General features: G+C 66.2%; 16 protein-coding genes. 7 read left to right on the top strand and 9 right to left on the bottom strand.

Annotated features, from left to right (window positions below; genetic code table 11):
* Nucleotides 1–120: 120 nt before the first annotated feature.
* Nucleotides 121–1038 (top strand): enoyl-CoA hydratase/isomerase family protein, encoded by a 918-nt coding sequence (locus tag VHC04_RS15275; protein WP_325682756.1) that lies wholly within the window; start codon nt 121–123, stop codon nt 1036–1038.
* A 34-nt stretch (nt 1039–1072) separates the two neighbouring features.
* Here VHC04_RS15275 and VHC04_RS15270 read toward each other — a convergent pair whose 3' ends face one another.
* The 3 genes from VHC04_RS15270 to VHC04_RS15260 form a co-directional block, all read right to left on the bottom strand.
* The gene (locus VHC04_RS15270; RefSeq protein WP_325682754.1) at nt 1073–2002 is read right to left on the bottom strand and encodes an LLM class flavin-dependent oxidoreductase; all 930 of its coding nucleotides are present in this window, start codon (nt 2000–2002) and stop codon (nt 1073–1075) included.
* Nucleotides 2003–2006: 4 nt separating this feature from the next.
* A complete protein-coding gene (locus VHC04_RS15265) occupies nt 2007–2861 on the bottom strand; it encodes an LLM class F420-dependent oxidoreductase (protein ID WP_325682753.1) in 855 nt (284 codons plus the stop codon).
* A gap of 119 nt (nt 2862–2980) precedes the next feature.
* Nucleotides 2981–3991: an LLM class flavin-dependent oxidoreductase gene (locus tag VHC04_RS15260; RefSeq protein WP_325682751.1), complete on the bottom strand. Its 1011-nt coding sequence runs from the start codon at nt 3989–3991 to the stop codon at nt 2981–2983.
* An 87-nt stretch (nt 3992–4078) separates the two neighbouring features.
* On the opposite strand from VHC04_RS15260, the gene VHC04_RS15255 reads away from it, so the two are divergent.
* Nucleotides 4079–6919, top strand: coding sequence for an FAD-dependent oxidoreductase (locus tag VHC04_RS15255; RefSeq protein WP_325682749.1), 2841 nt, complete (start codon nt 4079–4081; stop codon nt 6917–6919).
* A 13-nt stretch (nt 6920–6932) separates the two neighbouring features.
* On the opposite strand, the gene VHC04_RS15250 is transcribed toward VHC04_RS15255, so the two are convergent.
* Complete coding sequence (locus VHC04_RS15250; protein ID WP_325682747.1) at nt 6933–7229, bottom strand: hypothetical protein; 297 nt, start codon at nt 7227–7229, stop codon at nt 6933–6935.
* A 252-nt stretch (nt 7230–7481) separates the two neighbouring features.
* Nucleotides 7482–8909, bottom strand: a complete 1428-nt coding sequence (locus VHC04_RS15245; RefSeq protein ID WP_325682745.1) for an amidohydrolase family protein — start codon at nt 8907–8909, stop codon at nt 7482–7484.
* A gap of 275 nt (nt 8910–9184) precedes the next feature.
* Here VHC04_RS15245 and VHC04_RS15240 point away from each other — a divergent pair, with 275 nt between their 5' ends.
* Nucleotides 9185–9589, top strand: coding sequence for an OmpA family protein (locus VHC04_RS15240; RefSeq protein ID WP_325682743.1), 405 nt, complete (start codon nt 9185–9187; stop codon nt 9587–9589).
* 77 nt (nt 9590–9666) lie between these two features.
* Here the strand turns inward: VHC04_RS15240 and VHC04_RS15235 are convergent, their stop codons facing one another.
* Complete coding sequence (locus tag VHC04_RS15235; protein ID WP_325682741.1) at nt 9667–10863, bottom strand: CaiB/BaiF CoA transferase family protein; 1197 nt, start codon at nt 10861–10863, stop codon at nt 9667–9669.
* A 318-nt stretch (nt 10864–11181) separates the two neighbouring features.
* Between VHC04_RS15235 and VHC04_RS15230 the strand changes: the two genes are divergently transcribed.
* Nucleotides 11182–11712: a hypothetical protein gene (locus tag VHC04_RS15230; protein ID WP_325682739.1), complete on the top strand. Its 531-nt coding sequence runs from the start codon at nt 11182–11184 to the stop codon at nt 11710–11712.
* Between the two features lie 7 nt (nt 11713–11719).
* On the opposite strand, the gene VHC04_RS15225 is transcribed toward VHC04_RS15230, so the two are convergent.
* On the bottom strand, nt 11720–13258 hold the full coding sequence (locus VHC04_RS15225; RefSeq protein WP_325682737.1) for an aminotransferase class III-fold pyridoxal phosphate-dependent enzyme: 1539 nt from the start codon (nt 13256–13258) through the stop codon (nt 11720–11722).
* A gap of 186 nt (nt 13259–13444) precedes the next feature.
* Between VHC04_RS15225 and asd the strand changes: the two genes are divergently transcribed.
* Together asd and VHC04_RS15215 are read left to right on the top strand one after the other, a co-directional pair.
* Complete coding sequence (asd, locus tag VHC04_RS15220; protein ID WP_325682735.1) at nt 13445–14365, top strand: archaetidylserine decarboxylase; 921 nt, start codon at nt 13445–13447, stop codon at nt 14363–14365.
* Nucleotides 14366–14464: 99 nt separating this feature from the next.
* Nucleotides 14465–15052, top strand: coding sequence for a chalcone isomerase family protein (locus VHC04_RS15215; RefSeq protein ID WP_325682733.1), 588 nt, complete (start codon nt 14465–14467; stop codon nt 15050–15052).
* A gap of 30 nt (nt 15053–15082) precedes the next feature.
* On the opposite strand, the gene VHC04_RS15210 is transcribed toward VHC04_RS15215, so the two are convergent.
* A complete protein-coding gene (locus VHC04_RS15210) occupies nt 15083–16147 on the bottom strand; it encodes an AI-2E family transporter (protein ID WP_325682731.1) in 1065 nt (354 codons plus the stop codon).
* A complete protein-coding gene (locus tag VHC04_RS15205; RefSeq protein WP_325682728.1) occupies nt 16144–16587 on the bottom strand; it encodes a hypothetical protein in 444 nt (147 codons plus the stop codon). The genes VHC04_RS15210 and VHC04_RS15205 overlap by 4 nt, the downstream gene beginning before the upstream one ends.
* A gap of 228 nt (nt 16588–16815) precedes the next feature.
* On the opposite strand from VHC04_RS15205, the gene VHC04_RS15200 reads away from it, so the two are divergent.
* Nucleotides 16816–18363: an amidase gene (locus VHC04_RS15200; protein WP_325682726.1), complete on the top strand. Its 1548-nt coding sequence runs from the start codon at nt 16816–16818 to the stop codon at nt 18361–18363.
* The last annotated feature ends 144 nt before the right edge of the window (nt 18364–18507 follow it).

Here is an 18507-nt window from a genome sequence, read left to right as displayed (position 1 = left end):
ACCCATTGATACGCGGTGCGGATACGCGGTGCGCAGGGCCGTCGCGCTTGTCAGCGCCGTCGATCCTTGGTCCAGTGCCGGCCCCTTGCCCAACCAGAACCGTCCAGAGGAGCCTTTTTCATGCCGATCGAGTACGCCAAGCGCGACGGTGTCGCCTATATCACGCTGAACAACCCGGCGAAGGCGAACATCCTGGACAAGGATACCTCCGACGCGATCTCCGAGGCGTGGATCGATGTGTGGGAGGATTCGGATATCCGGTGCGCCATCGTCACAGGCAAGGGTGACCGCCATTTCTGTGGCGGCCATAATCTGCAGCCGCGACCCGACCTGACCGCCGAGGACCGCGAATACTTGCGGACGAAACGGATATTCTGGCCGCTGGCCGGGACGGTGCACGGGCAGAAGACGGGTCTGGACGGGCGCATGGGCGATCACTACCCGCGTATCTGGAAGCCGGTGATCGCGGCGATCAACGGCTGGGCGGCAGGGGCGGGGCTGTACATGCTGCTGACCTCGACCGATATCCGCATCGCCAGCGCCGAGAACGCGCGGTTCAAGTTCGGGCTGCTGACCCAGGGCTGGGTCGGCAACGGGCCGGGCCCGGCAATGCTGGCCAAACAGCTTCGCTACGTGGATGCGATGAAGATCCTGCTGACGGATGAGGCGTTCGATGCACGGGAGGCTCTGCGGGTCGGCCTGATCAATGAGGTCGTGCCGCATGCCGATCTGATGGCGCGTGCCGAGGCGATGGCGCGGCATATCGTCACCCTGCCGCCCGCCGCCGTGCGGATGATGAAGGAGTTCATCGTCCGGTTCCGGGAATTGCCGGACGACCAGGCCTGGCATGTGCAGAACCTGATGAACCATCTGCTCATCCAGGTCACGACGGATGGCGAGGAGGGGCGCCAGGCATTCAATGAGAAGCGTCCGCCGATTTTCACCGGCAAGCTGCGCAGGCGTGGCGAGGCATGGCCGGACTGGTCCGATGACGATGCGAAGCGGCTGGACGAGGCGTATCGGAGCGGGGAGTACTGAACCATCCGGCAAGACCCACCGCTATCGCTTGGCCTCAGAGACCCCGGATACGCGCCACCGCTTCCATGCTGCGCTCATGGTCTCCGGCGAAGCGCAGGATCAGATGGGTCGCGCCGGCGGTTTCATAGGCGTTCAGCCACTCACCCAGCCCTGCCAGGCTGCCGGCGTAGTTGACCTGCCGCCGGCGCATCGCCGCGGCGGGTTGACCGTAGTAATGTTCCATGAACCGGTTCATCCGGTCCTCGGCGGCGGACGCGTTGTCGTCCAGGCAAACCGTGAGGTACAGCGCACCGCTGATCGCCGAGGGATCACGGCCATGTGCCTTCGCAACCTCCCGGATATGCGCCATGCGCGCCGGGAAATCCTGCGCCGTTGGCGAGTTCGGAAACCATCCGTCGAAGAAACGACCGGCCCGGTTCAGGCTGGCCTCCCGATTGCCGCCGATCCATAAGGGTGGACCGCCCGGCCGATGCGGCGTCGGCGCGACCGTTGCCTGCGTCATGTGCCAGCGCCCATCCCAGTCCACCTTGCGGCCCGACCACAGCGCCTGGCACAACCGCAGCCCTTCCATCATGCGGCCGACCCGCTTGTCCCATGGCACGCCGGCGGCGGCGAACTCGGTGCGGATGTTCGGCACATCGGTCGCGAAGCCGACGCCCAGGATCAGCTTGCCCTCGCTCAGCCGGTCCAGTGTCGCGACCTGGTGGGCCAGCACGACGGGATTGCGCAATGCCGGCAGCAGCACTGCCGTTCCCAGGGTCAGCGCCGGCGTCCGGCCGGCCACCGCGGCGAGCAAGGTCAGCGGATCGTGCCGCGGCCGAGCGGTGAGGGAGTCGCCAACCCAGACGGACTGGAAGCCGAGGGAGGCGGCGCGAGCCGCCAGGTCCAGCAGCGGCCCGGTCTCCGGCCGGTCTTCCATGATCCGCTCCCGCGTCGGGAGCAGGTAGCCAAGATGCGCGGCCATGCGGTCAGACCCCCAGTTCCCGTTTCACCTGCGACCAGCGATCCAGGATCGGCATGATCGTGTCCGCCTTGGCTGCCGGTAGGCTGAACACCACGCGGTCGACACCGATCTCCTGACAGAAGCGCAGTTTTGCCAGATCATCCGGCACGCGGAAGATGGAGATCGGCAGTGAGGCCGGATCACGCCCGGCCTCGGTCGCCATGGCGCGGAATTTCCGGATCACCACGCCGACGCCCTCGTGCTCCAGCCGGTCGGCACGGGGAATCCATCCGTTTCCGTAACGGATCGCCCGCCTCGCGGCATAGGGATAGGCGCCGCCGACGATCACCGGCGGATAAGGTTTCTGGAACGGCTTTGGCCATTGGTTCATCGGACCGAACGTCACGAACTCGCCATCATAGGATGGTTCGTCCCGCGTCCAGATGGTCTGCATCGCCTCGATGCGCTCCCGTGCCAGCTTGTTGCGGGTTTCGAACACCGTGCCATGATTCTCGATCTCATCGCGGTTCCAGCCATTGCCGACACCGAACAGGAAACGGCCCCGCGAAAGCTGGTCGATGGTTGAAACCATCTTGGCGGTGACGATCGGATCCCGCTGCACCAGGAGCGCGATGCCGGTGCCGACCTTCAGCGTCGTCGTCGCGGCCGCCGCCGTGTTCAAGGCCAGGAACGGATCGTAGATGTCGTAGTAAGGCCGGGGCAGGGGGCCGCCGCCGGGATATTCCGACAGGCGGGTCAGGGGAACATGCGTGTGCTCCGGCACCCATAAGGATTCGAAGCCGCGTTCTTCCAGCGCCCGGCCCAGCTCCGCCGGCTGCATGGAATCGGTGGTGAAGAACATGACGGCGCCGATTTTCATCGTGATCCTCCCGAACTCATCGCGCACGTCAGCAACCGGACAGCATCGCCGTCAAGCCTGGCGTCTGCGAAGCGGCTTCGACATGCAGGCTGCCGCGCGCATACGCGGTTGCCCGTGGCTCAAGCCGAGCGGACCGCCGGGAAGACCTCTTCCGCCATCATTTGCATCGCTTCGCTGGCCAGGCTGGCGGGCATGCCGGCCCAGTGGATGCCCAGGATCAGCGTGTTGACCCCGAAACGCCGGCGCAGCACCAGAATCTGCTCGGTCACCTCGGCCGGTGAACCGAACAGGAAACGATCCTGCACCAGATCCTCGAAATCCAGGTCGAAATGATCGCTGGCCGGCATCACCTTGTCCTGGCCCCAGTCGCGATAGGCCTTGTATTTCACCTCCAGATAAGGACGCGCAAGACGGATCGCCTCGTCACGCGACTTCGCCACGAAGACCTCCCGCCCCATTGGCAATTCCGTGGGAAACGGCTTTCCGGCATCGTCCAGGGCCTGCTTGTAGACGTCCATCTGCGCCGCGATGGTGTCCAGCTTGTTGTGCGGGTTGATGAACCAGGCATCGGCCATGCGCGCCGCGCGGCGAATTCCCACATTGGCGTTCGCGCCGATCCAGATCGGCGGCATCGGTTTCTGCACCGGCAGCACCGTGCAGTTGGCGCCGTCCAGCTCAAAATAGCTGCCTTTCATGTGGACGAAGTCCTCCGACCACAGGCGCTTCACCGCGGTCAGACACTCCTCGAACCGCTGACCGGACTGTTTCTGGGTCGTGCCGAAGGCGCGGAACTCCACCTCGCGGTAGCCGATGCCTGCGCCGAACACCAGCTTGCCGTTCGACATCACGTCCAACGACCCCAGCTCCTCGGCGACGTGCAGCGGGCTGTGCAGCGGCAGCAACACGACGCCGGGGACCAGCCGCAGCTTCGGCGCGACCATGGCGACCTGGCAGAGATAGGGGATCTGCTGGATGTACTGGAACGGGTGGGAACTGTAGTGCGACCCTTTCGCCACAAGGTCATAGCCGAGGTCCTGGGCCAGTCGGGCGGCGTCCAGATCCTCCTGCAGGCGCACGCGCATATCGTCGCCTTGGGCATACTGGCCCCGGATGATCAGGCCGAAACGCATCTTATCCTCCCGTCCGGTTTGATTCCCGGCAGGGTGGACCTGCCGAGGCATCTGTCAAGCGAGGCATGAATTTGGCACGCTGCCGCCATGCGCCTGACCCTTCCCACCATACGGACCGTCGGCCGAACCATCCGCTTCAGCTTCGATGGCATGCCGATCGAGGCGCTGGAAGGCGAGACCATCGCCGCCGCGCTGTCCGCCGCGGGTGTCGTGACGTTTCGTCACACACCGTCCGGTGCGCCGCGCGGGCTGCATTGCGGCATGGGCGCCTGTTTCGACTGCGTGGTGACCGTGGACGGCCGCATCGGCCAGCGCGCCTGCATGACCTTGGCGGCCGAGGGCCAGAGGGTCACCGGCGCGCTGCCGGACCGGCTGACCACGACGGATGAGACGCCACCGCAGCAGGAACGGACCTGCGACATCCTGGTCGTCGGCGGTGGCGTCGCCGGCCTTGCCGCCGCTGCCGCCGCCGCGTCGTCCGGCGCGTCGGTCATACTGCTGGATGAGCGGGCCATTCCCGGCGGCCAGTACGGCAAATGGGTGGCCCATAGCCTGGAGGCCACGGCGCCTGACCGCCAGTTCGCCACCGGCATCCGGCTGCGCCAGGCCGCACGCGATGCCGGTGTGGCGATCGAGACGGGCGCGCTGGCATGGGGCGCCTTTGCGCCCGACCAGATTGCGGCCTTGGTGCGCGGTCAATCGGTCCTGTATCATCCACGCCGCCTGATCCTGGCGACAGGCGCGCATGAGGCACCGGTGCCGCTGCCCGGCTGGACCTTGCCCGGCGTGCTGACGACCGGCGGACTGCAAGCCTTGGCCCGCGCGCAGATGGTGCTGCCAGGGCGCCGCTTGCTGCTGGCCGGCAATGGGCCGCTGAACTTACAGGTTGCCTGCGAAATGGTGGCACGTGGCATCCCGCCGGTCGCGGTTCTGGAAGCCGCGCCCAAACCCGGGCAGGCTGCGCTCGGAATGGTGCTGCGGATGGCCCGCGCCGCGCCCGACCTGGCCTGGGATGGCGCGCGGATGCTGCACACCCTGCACCGTGCGGGCGTGCCCGTGCTGTGGGGCACCGTTTTGGACCGGCTGGACGGTGACGGGCGGGTGCAGGCGGCCCATGCCGGTGGGCAGGCCTTCGCCGTCGATCTCGTGGCGCTGAACAGGGGCTTTCAGGCCGAGACGGGCCTCGCCCGAGCGTTGGGGGTTCCGCATCGGCGGGGCCCCGGCGGGACACTGGAAACCGAGGCGGACGATGATGGTCGCACTGCTGTCGCTGGCGTGTTCGCGGTCGGCAATGGTGCGCGCTTCGGCGGGGCTCGGGTGGCGGAGGCAGCGGGCCGCCTGGCCGGGCTGACGGCCGCGGCGGAACTGGGCTGTCACGTCAGAAAAGCGGATGCCGCGCCACTGCGGCGGGCGCGCCGGTTCCAGAACGCGCTGTGGCGCCTGTTCGCCGCGCCCGAGCCGCCACCCATCGCCGATGAAACCATCGTCTGCCGATGTGAGGAGATATCCGCCGGGCATCTGCGCGCCCGCATGGCCGCCGGCCTGACGTCGCTGCCGGCATTGAAGAAGGCGACCCGGGCCGGTATGGGGCGATGCCAGGGCCGGTTCTGCGCCGCCTCCGTCGCGCGGCTGCTGGGTGGCGATCTGGACGCCGAGGACTTCGCCGCGCCCCGAGCCCCGCTGCGCCCGGTTCCGGCGGCGCCGCTGATGCACCCGGCGCCGGAATTCGTCGCGCCGCTGCTGGAGGCTCCGTCAACGCCGCGTCGGCTGCATCGGCTGCCCGCGATGCCCGTAGCGGAGCGGTCCGCCGATGTCGTGGTGATTGGCGGGGGGGTGGCCGGGCTGTCGACCGCGTATTTCCTGGCGCGCGATGGTGCCGACGTGCTGCTGGTCGACCGCGACGAGATCGCCATGGCCGCCAGCACCGCCAATGCCGGCAGCCTGCATGTGCAGCTTCTGTCCTACGATTTCACCGACGGCATCGAAGAAGATGGCGGCCCGGCGGCGCACACCCTGCCGCTCGCACCGCGCAGTATCGCGCTCTGGAAAGAGATCGGGACGGCGGTCGGGGACGATCTGGGCATCCGTACCGAGGGCGGATTGATGCTGGCCGAGGACGCGGCCGGAATGGATTGGCTGCGCCGCAAATCGGCCATGGAGCGGCGCTGGGGCATCGAAAGCCATGTGCTCGGCCGGAACGAAGTGCGGGCCTTGGCGCCGGCCCTGTCCGAACACATGCTGGGCGCCGATTTCGTGCCAGCGGAAGGATACGGTGACCCGCTGCGCGGCATGTCGGCGCTGCTGGCCCTCGTCCAGCGGCACGGCGCGCGGCTGCTGCGCGGCGCGGAGGTGGAGGCCATCGGGCGTGCCGGGACGACCTGGCGCGTCGCCACCAGCAAGGGGCCGATCACCGCCGGCCGCGTCGTCAACGCCGCCGGGCCGTGGGCGGCGGTGATTGGACGGATGGTCGGATTGAGCCTGCCGGTCACCGGAACCGTCCAGCAGGTGATCGTTACCGAATCGGCCCCGCCATCGACCCGCCATCTGGTGGCCGTCGCCAACCGTCACCTGTCGTTGAAGCAGCAGGCCAGCGGCGGCTTCCTGGTGGGCGGCGGGTGGTTCGGGGCCTTCAACCCGGCGAGCGGCCGCAGCCACCCGTTGCGGGAGAATATCCAGGGCAATCTGTGGGTGGCAGCCCAGGCATTGCCGCTGTTGAGATCGCTGGCCATGGTGCGAAGCTGGACCGGCATCAACCCGGCGATCGACCGCGCGCCGCTGCTTGGCGAGGCGCCCGGCCTGCCCGGCTTCTTCAACACGGTGACTGCCAACGGCTACACGCTCGGCCCGGTCGTCGGCGAGATCACCGCCGCCGCCATCCGCCACGGCGAGCCGGTCAATCCGCATTACCGGCTGGAACGGTTCCGGTAGACGCGTTCGTGCCTTATCCGCCGATCCGCAGGCGGTCCCCGCCGGCCCCTCCCATCGCATTGCGCAAGGCGGACAACAGCGCGACCACCGAGGGCACCGGCCGCGGCGGACGTCCCGCCGCCATGCGTTCCGGCGTCTGGTAGAACCATCGTACCGGCCGCATCGCCGGGTCCGCCCGGGTGACCAGGAACGTGCCGGCACCGCACTCTATCGCAATGTCGGCGCTCCGGACGGTCACCTGCCCGGGTACCTCCCACAGCACCAGGCAATCCAGCAGGAGCGCCCGCAACTGTGCGTCGGTCATGCCCATCGGGGGCCGGCTCCCCGGAAGAGGTCACAGAAGCCTGCTTCGATCATTGCTCCGGATGACATCATCCGGCGCGGCGGCCGGTCTCTCCGACGCCGTTTCATCATTGCGGGCGAGAACCCGCTGTCCGCGCTCTTGCCGATCCGCGCTCTTGGCTCTTGTCGAAGAGGCGGCATGTTTGACGGGCGCGTTTGATCGCCAGCGGCGCATGGCGGCGTCCGCATCCCTCGTGACGCGGAGGCGTCGGTGGGGCCATCAAAGACAGGGGCTGGCGATCAGCGCCGGATCGACCTTGCGGTGCTGCCACTTGCCGTGACCGAGGTTGCCCTTGAACACGCCGTCCTCCACGGCGATCTGGCCGCGCACGACGGTCAGGCATGGCCAGGCCTCCATCTGCCGGCCTTCCCAGGGTGAGTAGTCGGTTTCATGCATCTCCGACGCCTTGACCACCCGTTTATCGGCTGGATCAAGGACGCAGATATCGGCGTCCGAGCCGGCGGCGATGGCGCCTTTGCGCGGATACAGGCCCATGATCTTTGCTGCGTTGGTGGACACGAGATCGACATAACGCGGCAGCGAATAGCCACGCTTGCCCACCATTTCCGTGTACATCAGCGCCACACGCGGCTGCACGCCAGCATTGCCGCCGGTGGTGTCGTCGATCCGCACGCCCTGGAGCTTCTGCGCCAGCGTGCAGCAGATCTCGTCCGTGGCGACGCAATTGATCGAGCCGTCCAGCGTGCCCTGCCACAGCGCCGCGTGGTCTTCCGCGCCCTTCAGCGACGGATAGGTGTGATAGATCTGGCCGTTGGGCTTCTTGTAGTCCTCTTTTGAATACAACATGTACTGATGCAGGGACTCGCCATAGATCGGCACGCCACGCGCCCGTGCCTCGGCGATGGCGGAAACGCCAGTGGCGGCGGATACGTGCATCATGTACAGGGCTGTCCCCGGTACTTTCTCCGCCAGGCGGATGATGCGGCGGAACGATACGTCCTCGGACAGGGTGTTGTGCACCTCGGCCATGTTCTCGAAGCCGGTGCGGCCCTCGCGGATCAGCTTGCCATACATGTGCATGACAATGTCGTTGTCCTCGGAGTGGATCACGCCCATGCCCTGGTTGGCCGCCAGCACCTGGAAGATTTCCCAGATATCACCGAAATCGACCATCCGGCCCTTGCGGGACGGTGTGATATCGGTGGTGAAGATCTTCACCGTCGGATAGCCGGCCTGGATGGCCTCGCCGATCTGGCCGGGCAGGTCCAGCGGCAGGGCGCCTTCCACCATCAGGTGCGTTGCGTAATCGCAGGCGCATTGGCCGACCCAGTCCTTGTCCCGTTGCTCGATGGCGTCGCGGACCGTGCTGCCCTGTTGTGCTCTGGTGAAATCGATGATGGTCGTCGTGCCGCCGTGCACGGCGGCCTTGCTGACCACCTCCGGCCCCTGGGTCAGGGTCGCGCCGCCATCCGGGCTGGGCAGGTGCCATTTGCAATGGACGTGCGGGTCGATGCCGCCGGGCATGACGATCTTGCCGGTCGCATCGATCAGCCGCGCGCCATCCGGTACTGGCAGGCTGCCCGGGGAAGCCACCGCCACGATCTTCTCACCGGCAATCAGGACGTCGTGGGCACCAACCCCTTGCGGCGTAACGATCGTGTCGCCGCGAATCACCAGGTCAACCATGGGACTCCCCATCTGCAGATAGCCGCTGAAATCGCGGCCCTGCTCATCGTCGCGTGTTCGCGGCCGTCCGGCAACCCGAGTCCGTTGTGGCCCGAGTCCGTTGTGGCCCGAGTCCGTTGTGGATTGGCCAGCCTGACTCGGGATCGTCGTGTCGGCACGACCGACTCCGAGGCGAATCGTTGCTACAGGGGTCGGTTTCGGCTTGATACCGGCCTGACCCCATGCCTCTATCGGCCCCGTGCCTCTATCGGCATGAACGAAATGTGAGGAACTTGATGCGTATCCGCCTTGCCGCCCTGGTGCTGCCGGTCATGCTAGGGGCCTGCGCCCAGTTGTTTGGGCCGCCGACCGCGAATTTTCCCGTATTCTTCCAGCCATATTCGGCGCAGCTGGATCAGCCGGCGCAGGAGGCGATTCAGAACGCGGCAACGTTTGCCAAACGTCATCCGCTGCAGCCTGTGATCCTGGTCGGCTATTCCGCGCCGCCTGATCCGGGCAGGGACGTGGCTGGCCTGTCGGAGCAGCGTGCCGCCGCGGTGCAGACGGTGCTGGTGAATGAGGGTGTTTCGCCGAACCGTATTTCCGTCATTGCCAAGGGCTCCGTGGAGCCCGAAGGCGGCCGGCAGGAGATTTCCGTTCGCCGTGTCGACATCAACGTCGGGCCATTGCCGTCGAAATGAGCGCGCCTGACCGGTCTGTCTCGAGCGCGTGGCATCCGCGTTCGGGACAGACGGTCATCGGCCGCGGGCCGGCGGGATCAGACGACGCCGTCGGCCCGCAGCCCGGCGATCGCCGTCTGGTCATAGCCTAATTCGGCCAGCACTGCGTCCGTATCCTCGCCCGGGGTCGGCGCCAGCTTGTCCAGGCGGCCGCCTCCATGCGCCATCTGGAAGCCGGAGCCCATCAGCCGCAGCTTGCCCCATGGGCTGTCGACCTCCTGCATCGCACCGCGGGCTACCAGTTGCGGATGGTCGATGACCTCCTCGACTCTCCAGATACTGGCGCAGGGGGCGCCGGCATCATTCAATCGCCGTTCCCAGACTTTGGAATCGGCGGCCTGCAGTGCTTCCTCGATGATCGCCCGCAGCGCGGTCTCATGCTCCTTCCGAGCGAACCAGTCGGCAAAGCGCGGATCGTCCAGTGCATCGACGCGGCCGATCGTCGTCATCAACGCCCGGTACTGCTTTTCGTCGTTTACCGCCAGCAGCAGGAAGCTGTCCTTGGCACGGAACAGGTTCGCCGTCACCTTGCGGCTGATCGCCTGGTTGCCGGCCTGTTTCTGGCGATGGCCGGCGACGGTGTAGTCGGCCACCTGGGTAGTGAGGAACGCGAGGCTCGCTTCCAGCATCGATACGTCGATGAACTGGCCGCGGCCGGTATGCGTACGCTGGAACAGGGCCGAGGATACCGCGAAGGCACCGGTCGCGCCCGACAGCACGTCGCAGACCGCGAAGCCGGCTCTGGTCGGCCCCATCTCCTCATGCCCGGTGATTGCCATGATGCCGGACAATGCCTGGATCTTGCCGTCATATCCGGCTTCATTGCTGTATGGCCCGTTCTGGCCGAAACCGGAGATGGCGCAATAAATCAGCCTGGGGTTGATCGCCGACAACGCCTGATAGCCGAAGCCCAGCCGGTCCATCACGCCGGCGCGGAAGTTTTCCATCACCACGTCGGCGGATTCCGCCAGCTTGAAGATGATCTCCCGGGCAGCCGGCTTCTGCAGGTCCAGCGTCAGACTGCGCTTGTTTCCGTTCACGGCGACAAAGGCAGAGGCCATGTTGCGGTCGGCCCATTCACGCGACAGCGGCGTGCGCCGCATATCCTCACCACCGCGGCGCTCGATCTTGATCACGTCGGCCCCCAGCAGAGCCAGCTGATAGCTGGCATATGGGCCAGCCAGCACCTGCGTGAAGTCGAGGATGCGAACTCCTTCAAATGGACGGGTGCTCATCGATGTCCTCTCATGGGGCGATCCTCGTGTTATCCTGCTGCCTGGTTATTCCGACGCCGGGGACCGAAGCCGTCCGGGCGACCGGCTAACCCGCAGACCTTTGCCGATTGCCGCCAGGGCGGCAAGCCGCCGCGGCCACCGCGCCTGTGACCGTGCTGATGGCACGCATGGCGGCTGATGTGACGCAACGCGGAGACACATTCCCTTACTCTCCGCCAAACTTCCCATGAATATCATGAGTATCATATGCTCGGATACAGGCTACCGGCCCGGTGGGCCACCGGCCGGCATCGACAGCGGCCGGCATGGGACAGCGGAATGGGGCTCCGCATGATGAAGATCGAGAACGACGAGGAACGGTGGCGGGCTGCGCTTGAGGCGAAGGGCGTGGAGTGGGTGACGGCAAAGCTGCGGGAGCGGCCCGGACGGCCGAATGATGTCCTGCTGGACATCGTGTTCGAGGGCAGCCAGCCGACCCGCTTCTTCTGTCAAAGCTGGTGTGCAGAGCAGGATAACCGGCTGTTCAGGCTGACCCCCTACGGAATCGCCATGTGGGTGGCCGTCGTCGTGCTGTTTGCATTCATGATCAAAGGCTATATCGCATGGGAGGCGCAGCCGGCTCAGCCAGTGATGGCCGACTCGGTCGGGGATGTCGCACCGGCCCCGGTATCCAGCACCGATATCAGCACCTTGATGGCCAGTCCGACGGTTCCGGTTGGCTCGTCTTCTTCTTTCTCTTCTTCTTCTTCTTCTAGTTCTTCTTCGGACAGAGTCTCGCAGCCGTCCGCCACCGGTCTTTGCAGCTACACGACCTATGACACCGACCGGTGCGGATCGACGCGCCCCTGAGGCGCCACTACGCCCGAACCAGGCCGCGCTCCGCAAGCATTTCTCGTAGCACCTGCCGCCTGATGGCGCGGTTCGTGGCCGCCGGCGGCGACCACCACCACCCGTCATCATGCATCCGTCGGCAGGCGGCCACGAAGCGGTCCGCCACCGCGGTGAAATCGTCGTCGGCGAAGGTCAGGGTGAAGATCAGCCGGCCTGTGCCAACCCAGCTCAATGCCAGGCCCTCGGCGCGCAGATAATATTGCAGCATCCAGTTATAGCGGCTTGGCCGGGTGTAGCAGACTGTCCACACGGTCGAGATGTTCTCGACGCGCACCGGCAGCGCCTCGGCCGCCAGACGCTCATTCAGGCCTCGGGCGCGCGCGTTCCAGATCGTATCCAGGTCGCGGTAAAGGTCCTGGACCGCTTCGGTTTGCAGCCGTTCCAGGAACACCTGCATGGCGCCCATCACGTAGGGGTGGGAATTGAACGTCCCCCTGGCGAAACAGATATCCACGGGCTTGTCGTCCCTGAACCGTTTCATCAGCGCGGCCTTGCCGCACAGGACGCCGACCGGCAGCCCGCCACCAAGGGTCTTGCCGTAGGTGACCATGTCGGCCCGAACCCCGAAATAGGCTTGGGCGCCGCCGGGCGCGAGGCGGAAACCCATGAACACTTCATCGAAGATCAGGGCGATGCCGCGCGCGCTGCACACCGTGCGCAACTGCCCCAACCAGTCGGCGTACGCGTCTCGGTCGAAGCCCGCCTTGCGACCGCTGTCGATCAGCGCGGAATCGGACGGCGCGGGCTGATTCGGATGCAGGGCCTGCAGCGGGTTTACCAGCACGCAGGCGATATCCTTTCGTGTCCTCAGCACATGCAGCGTGCGGTCCGACATCTCGGCCAGCGTATACGTCCGGTCGGCCGGCGTCGGGTTGCCGATCCCTGGCTGCACGTCGCCCCACCAGCCGTGATAGGCGCCGCAGAACCGTACCAGATGGGATCGTCCGGTGTGGTAGCGCGCCAGCCGCACCGCCTGCATCACCGCCTCGGTGCCCGACATGTGGAAGGAGACTTCGTCCAGGCCGGAAATCGCCTTCAGCCGGGCGACGTTGCCGGCGACGACGGGATGATACGAGCCCAGAACCGGCCCGAGATCACGGACGCGGGCGGCGCCTTCGTCGATACAGGCCTTGTAGAAATCGTGGCCGAACAGATTGACGCCGTAGGAGCCGGTCAGGTCGTAGCAGATGTTGCCGTCCAGATCGGTGACGGTGACACCCTGTGTCGCGGCGACGAATGCGGCCATGCGCAGGTGCTGGCGGACGTGACGGCTGAACTGGAACGGCACACGATAGGCACCGGTGAACCGCAGGTCCGATAATCCGCCGGCAGCCTCCGCCGTCAGGGCACCGCCACGCGTGAACCGGCCTTGAAACAACTGTGACAGACACATGAAGCTTTCACGCCGCCGTGCTTCGATGGCGGGTGGCGCATCGTCGACGCGAAAGAACCGATCGTCGGCATATTCATAATACGGGACCAGTCCCGCAATACGCTTCGCCATCCGTGCGTGACCCGCCAGGGAGTGATGCTTGGCCCTGGAAAGGTCAAGCCTGGCCTTGAGTTTTGGTGCTACGGCCGCGGCGGCTAAAAGGCCACCGGCGGCATAGGCTGCTGTCACAAACATATCGTCCGACATCCGCGCTGCATCGTGCTACGCCCGGATGTCATGGGTTTCCACGCCAACATAATGAAGATTGTGCAACAGGACGATGTGAACTTCCTGTTGACCAACCGGCTGCCGCGCCGGTTGGCCACACGCTTCATCGGCTGGTTCAGCCGGATCGAGCAGCCGCTGATACGCGATGCCTCCCTGGCCGCGTGGCGTTTCTTCGCCGACCTCGATCTGTCGGACGCGAAGCAGACGCGGTTTCGCAGCATGCATGACTGCTTCATCCGCGAACTCAAGCCTGGGGCGCGGCCGATCGATCCCGATCCGGCGGTGCTGGTCAGCCCCTGCGACGCCATCGTCGGGGCCTGCGGTTCGGTCGAGCAGGGCAAGGTCCTGCAGATCAAGGGACTGCCTTACAAGGTCGCGGATCTCCTGGGCGATCCGGCGCACGCCGACACGTTCCGGAGCGGCACCTATGTGACGCTGCGGCTGACATCATCCATGTATCATCGCTTCCACGCGCCGGATGATCTGATCGTCACGGGCGTCACCCATATCGGAGGTGACACCTGGAACGTGAATCCGATCGCGTTGAAGCGCGTCGAACGGTTGTTCTGCCGTAATGAGCGGGCAGTGATCAGAACCCGGCTGGCGCGGGGCGGCTGGCCGGTCGCGCTGGTGCCGGTCGCGGCCATCCTGGTTGCCGGCATCCGATTGCGCTTCCTGGACCTCTCAGGCGTCCGCCGGGAACAGGGCAGGACGGAGCTGGCATGCCGGACCATGATACGGAGGGGGGAGGAGATGGGATGGTTCGAGCACGGCTCGACCATCATCCTGTTCGCTCCGTCCGGCTTTGAGCTGTGCGAGACGGTGCGCACCGGCGGGCAGGTCAGGGTGGGTCAGAAGCTGATGCAGCGGCCCGTGCGGACGGGCTGGGAGCACGGGAAACGGTGTTGCAGCCGATCGCCTGGGATCAGCCACGGCGTTGCATGCGATTGAACTCCATCAATTGACGATTGCATCGTCTGCACAATATCAAGGCCGGATGGTTTCCTCCTATGCGATGTGCGATTCGCCCGGCTGCTGATGGGTTCTGCGATGCCTTACACCCTGCCGCGACGTTCGGCCCTGGCCGGAGCGCTGTGCACCGGACTGACCGTGCCGGCCTGGGCGGCGGAATTGGCCGGCGTCCATGTGCCGGATACCTATCAGGTCGACGGCCAATCGCTGGTGCTGAACGGCTATGGGCTGCGGACGATCAGTTTCCTGCGCATCAAGCTGTATGTGGCCGCGCTCTATCTGCCGCGGAAAAGCTTTGATCCGCAAGCCATCATGGCATCGCCCGGTCCCAAGGTCGTGGTGATGCATTTTCTGCGCGGCGGTTCGCGTGAGCAGGTGCAGTCGCGCTATCGCGAAGGGGAGATGGATAATTGCGGCGACGGCCACTGCGACCGATCGCTGGAAGCGGAGTTCGAGCGGTTGGTGGCCGCGGCGCCGGCCGTTCAGCCTGGCGACTCGCTGGCTTATTACATCAGCGACAAGGGGCTGCGGGTCTCTTTCAATGGCGGCGTGCCGACTGTCTATCCCGGCAGCGGCCTCGCCAAGTTGATGCTGGAGAGTTTCATCGGCCCGCATCCGCCGACCCCGGAACTGCGGGCCAACCTGTTGGGCCTGCTGAAGCCGTGACTGGTGGCGTGATGATTGGTGGCCCGCCGGTCAGGCGGTGAACTCCCGCCATAGCAGGATCAGTGCCGCCATGATGGCGGGACCGAGGAACAGGCCCACCAGGCCCCAGGTCTCGACGCCGCCCAGGATGCCCAGGAGGACCCACAGAAAAGGCAGCCGGGTCGTCTTGCCGATCAGCGCCGGGCGGATGAAATGGTCGGCCACGAACGTCACCACCATGCCCAGCGCGGCAATGCCGATGGCCCAGCCGATCTCGGCTTGAACCAGCAGCGTCAGGGCAGCAATACCGAACGCAAGCGGGGCGCCGAACGGGACCATGGCGGCGACGGCGGTGAGCAGGCCGAACAGTGTCGGGTGTGGGACGCCGGCGATCACGTAGCCCACGCCGAGGATAAGGCCTTCCCCGAGGCCGACCAGGACCAGCCCGTCCACCGTACCGTGGACCGAAGCGATCATCTGGCGGCCGATTCGCTCACCGGACGGCCCGAAGGCGCGCTGCCCGGCGCGCTGCAACTGCGCCGCCAGGCGTTCCCCGTCACGGAGAAGGAAGAACAGGGTCAACAGGGTGAAGCCGAAAAGCACGACGCGGTGCACGGCCATCGCGCCGAACGCTCGGCTCTGGCTGGCCAGGGATGAGTGGCGGGCCTGTTCCAGAAGCGCCTGGGCGGATTCCGGGCTGGCCAGGTGCTGCCGCCACCATGAGGATGCCTCGGTGGACAGGATCGGCAGGCGCGCCAGCCAGGCCGGTGGCGGGATACCCTCGGCACGCGCGGTGTTGATCGCGTCGAGGATCGTGCCGACTTCCTTCGCCGCCTCGATTCCCACCAGGATCAGCGGGATCACCACCACCAGCGCGATCGCCGCGGTGAAGCACGCCGGCAGCACGACATTGTGCCATCCCGGCGGCCAGCGGTCCCGCGTCCGGCGATAGAAGGGCCAGACGGCGATCGCCAGGATCGATGCCCAGATCAGAGCGTCGATATAGCGGTGCAGCGTCCATAACCCGGCCAGCGCCAGCAGTGCGACCAGCCCACCCTTGGCTGCCCGTTGCAGGTGGGAGATTTCGTCAACGGGCGGCGCGGGCAGGCTATTCATCGCGGCCCGGGCGGCCGCTCAGGGGGCGGGTAGTGCGGCCAGCGCCCGTCTCGCGGCGATGCCAGCAGCCGTTGCGTCATCACGATGGCGGCGACCAGCACCAGTGCGAAAGCGACGATCCAGCGGCCGACCGGCGGCGGATAATCCTCAAATGGCCGCCACGTCAGCAGCGCGTAGAGGATGGAAATGAAGATCAGTGCTCCGACGCCGCCACGGCCACGCGATGCCGACAGGACCGCCAGGATCACGAAAACCACGTACAAGGCGATCGTCAGTGCGCGCACCACGCCAAACAGCTGCGTCCCCAGTGTGAACAACACATGGCGGAATGTCGCGTCCAGCGCGTTCAGCGCGACCGCGACAGCGTCCATGAACTGGTCCGCGCCGACCAGATAGATCAGGGCCGCCAGGGCCAGGCCGCCGATCCAGATGAGTGCCAAGGTCTCTCGCCGCACGAATCCTGCCTCGGTGAATGTCGCAATGGGTTGCCAGCCTACGCCATGATCCGGCGCGCCGCACCGGTTCCCGAGTGTGCGGCCGAGCGTGCGGCCTCTTGCGCCGCGCGGCCGTTGCGCGAAACTCCAAACCTGACGCGGTTCGGCGGAGATGGCTGTAAAGGGCGGGAAGCGCCCGCCAGGCGTCCTCGTTCCGCGAGGAGACCTGCCGCCATGCCGGATGAGGCCCAGCCGACATCGACCGAGCTGCACCATTTGCCGCTGTCCGAAGCGGCGCGCCTGATCGCGGCGAAGCGCCTGTCCCCGGTTGAACTGACCAGAGCTTATCTGGATCGGGTCGAGGCGGTCGATGGCCAGGTACACGCCTATCTGACCGTCACGGCCGATCGGGCATTGGCCCAGGCCAGGATCGCCGAGGCTGACATCGCCGCCGGGCGTTACCTCGGGCCGATGCATGGCATCCCGTTCGCGCTGAAGGATATTTATTGCACCGCCGGGGTGCGTACGACATGCCATTCCAGGACGCTGGCCGATCACGTGCCGGATTTCGATGCGACCGCGGTTGCCAGGCTGCATGCGGCGGGCGCGATACTTCTGGGCAAGCTGGCGACGCATGAATTCGCCCATGGCGGCCCATCCTTCGATCTGCCCTGGCCCGTGGCGCGCAACCCATGGAAACTGGACCACGTGACCGGCGGGTCATCATCCGGATCGGGCGCCGCGGTGGCCGCCGGGCTGATCGGGGCCTCCCTGGGATCGGACACCGGCGGGTCGATCCGCAATCCGGCGGCGCTGTGCGGCCTAGTCGGATTGAAGCCGACATACGGACTGGTCAGCCGCTATGGCGTCTATACCAACAGCTTCAGCTACGATCACGCCGGACCGATGGCATGGACGGTAGAGGATTGTGCCATCCTGCTGCAGGCGATCGCCGGCCACGACCCCAGAGATCCCGCCAGTGCCACGGCCGCGGTGCCGGACTATCGCGCGGACCTCAATGCGGGGGTGAAAGGGCTGCGGATCGGCGTATTACGGCATCTGTATGAGGATGACATTCCGACACCGTCCCCGGTGAAGGCGGCCCTGGAAAGAGCCTATGACGTCCTCCGCAATCAGGGCGCCCAGATCGAGGATGCCCGGATTCGCCCGGCCCACGATTATCATGCCGTCAAGATCACCAATGCCGAGTGCGAACTGCTCGCGGTGCACGAACCTGTCCTGCGGACGCGGCTGACCGATTTCGGTGCCGATTTCCTGGGCCGCGCGCTGGGGGCGTTGCTGATCAGTGGGCCCGACTACATGCAGGCGTCGCGCCAGCGGCGGAAGATGATCGCCGAGATGGCACCGCTCTATGAACGATATGACGTGCTGGTGACTGCCGGGCCAGGGCCGGCTGGGCGGCTGGACGCCTGGCGCACGCTGAATTTCTGGAAGAACCACAGCATTGCCGCCCCATTCAACTGCACCGGCGGGCCGGCCCTGGTGCAATGCATCGGCTTCACCGAGGACGGATTGCCGCTGTCGATGCAGATCGCCGGCCGGCCACATGCCGATGCGATGGTGTTGCGCGTCGCCAAGACGTACGAGGACGCGACGCCCTGGCGGTCACACCGTCCGGCGTTGACGCCAGGAGCGGCCTCCTTGTCCGAACCGCCGGTTCCGCCTCCCGCGACCGCCGATATTTCCGCGGCACGACGTGGGGAGATTGCCGCGATCTGCCGGCGTGCCGGCATGATCCTGCCGGACGATCATTTCGAATAGCTCTGCGCCACAGCGCCCTATGTGGAGGAGATGGTCGCTCACCTGGGACGCTGCTGGGCGTTTCATGAGGAACCGGCCAGTGTTTTCATGCCGGGATGAGCGTGCGGCGAGGCAGGCCGGGAGGCAGACCTTCGATGCCTGCCT

This window comes from Rhodopila sp. (genome assembly GCF_035548095.1).
In the GTDB taxonomy this organism is placed as follows: Bacteria; Pseudomonadota; Alphaproteobacteria; order Acetobacterales; family Acetobacteraceae; genus Rhodopila.
This window is presented reverse-complemented; position numbering and strand designations above follow the sequence as displayed.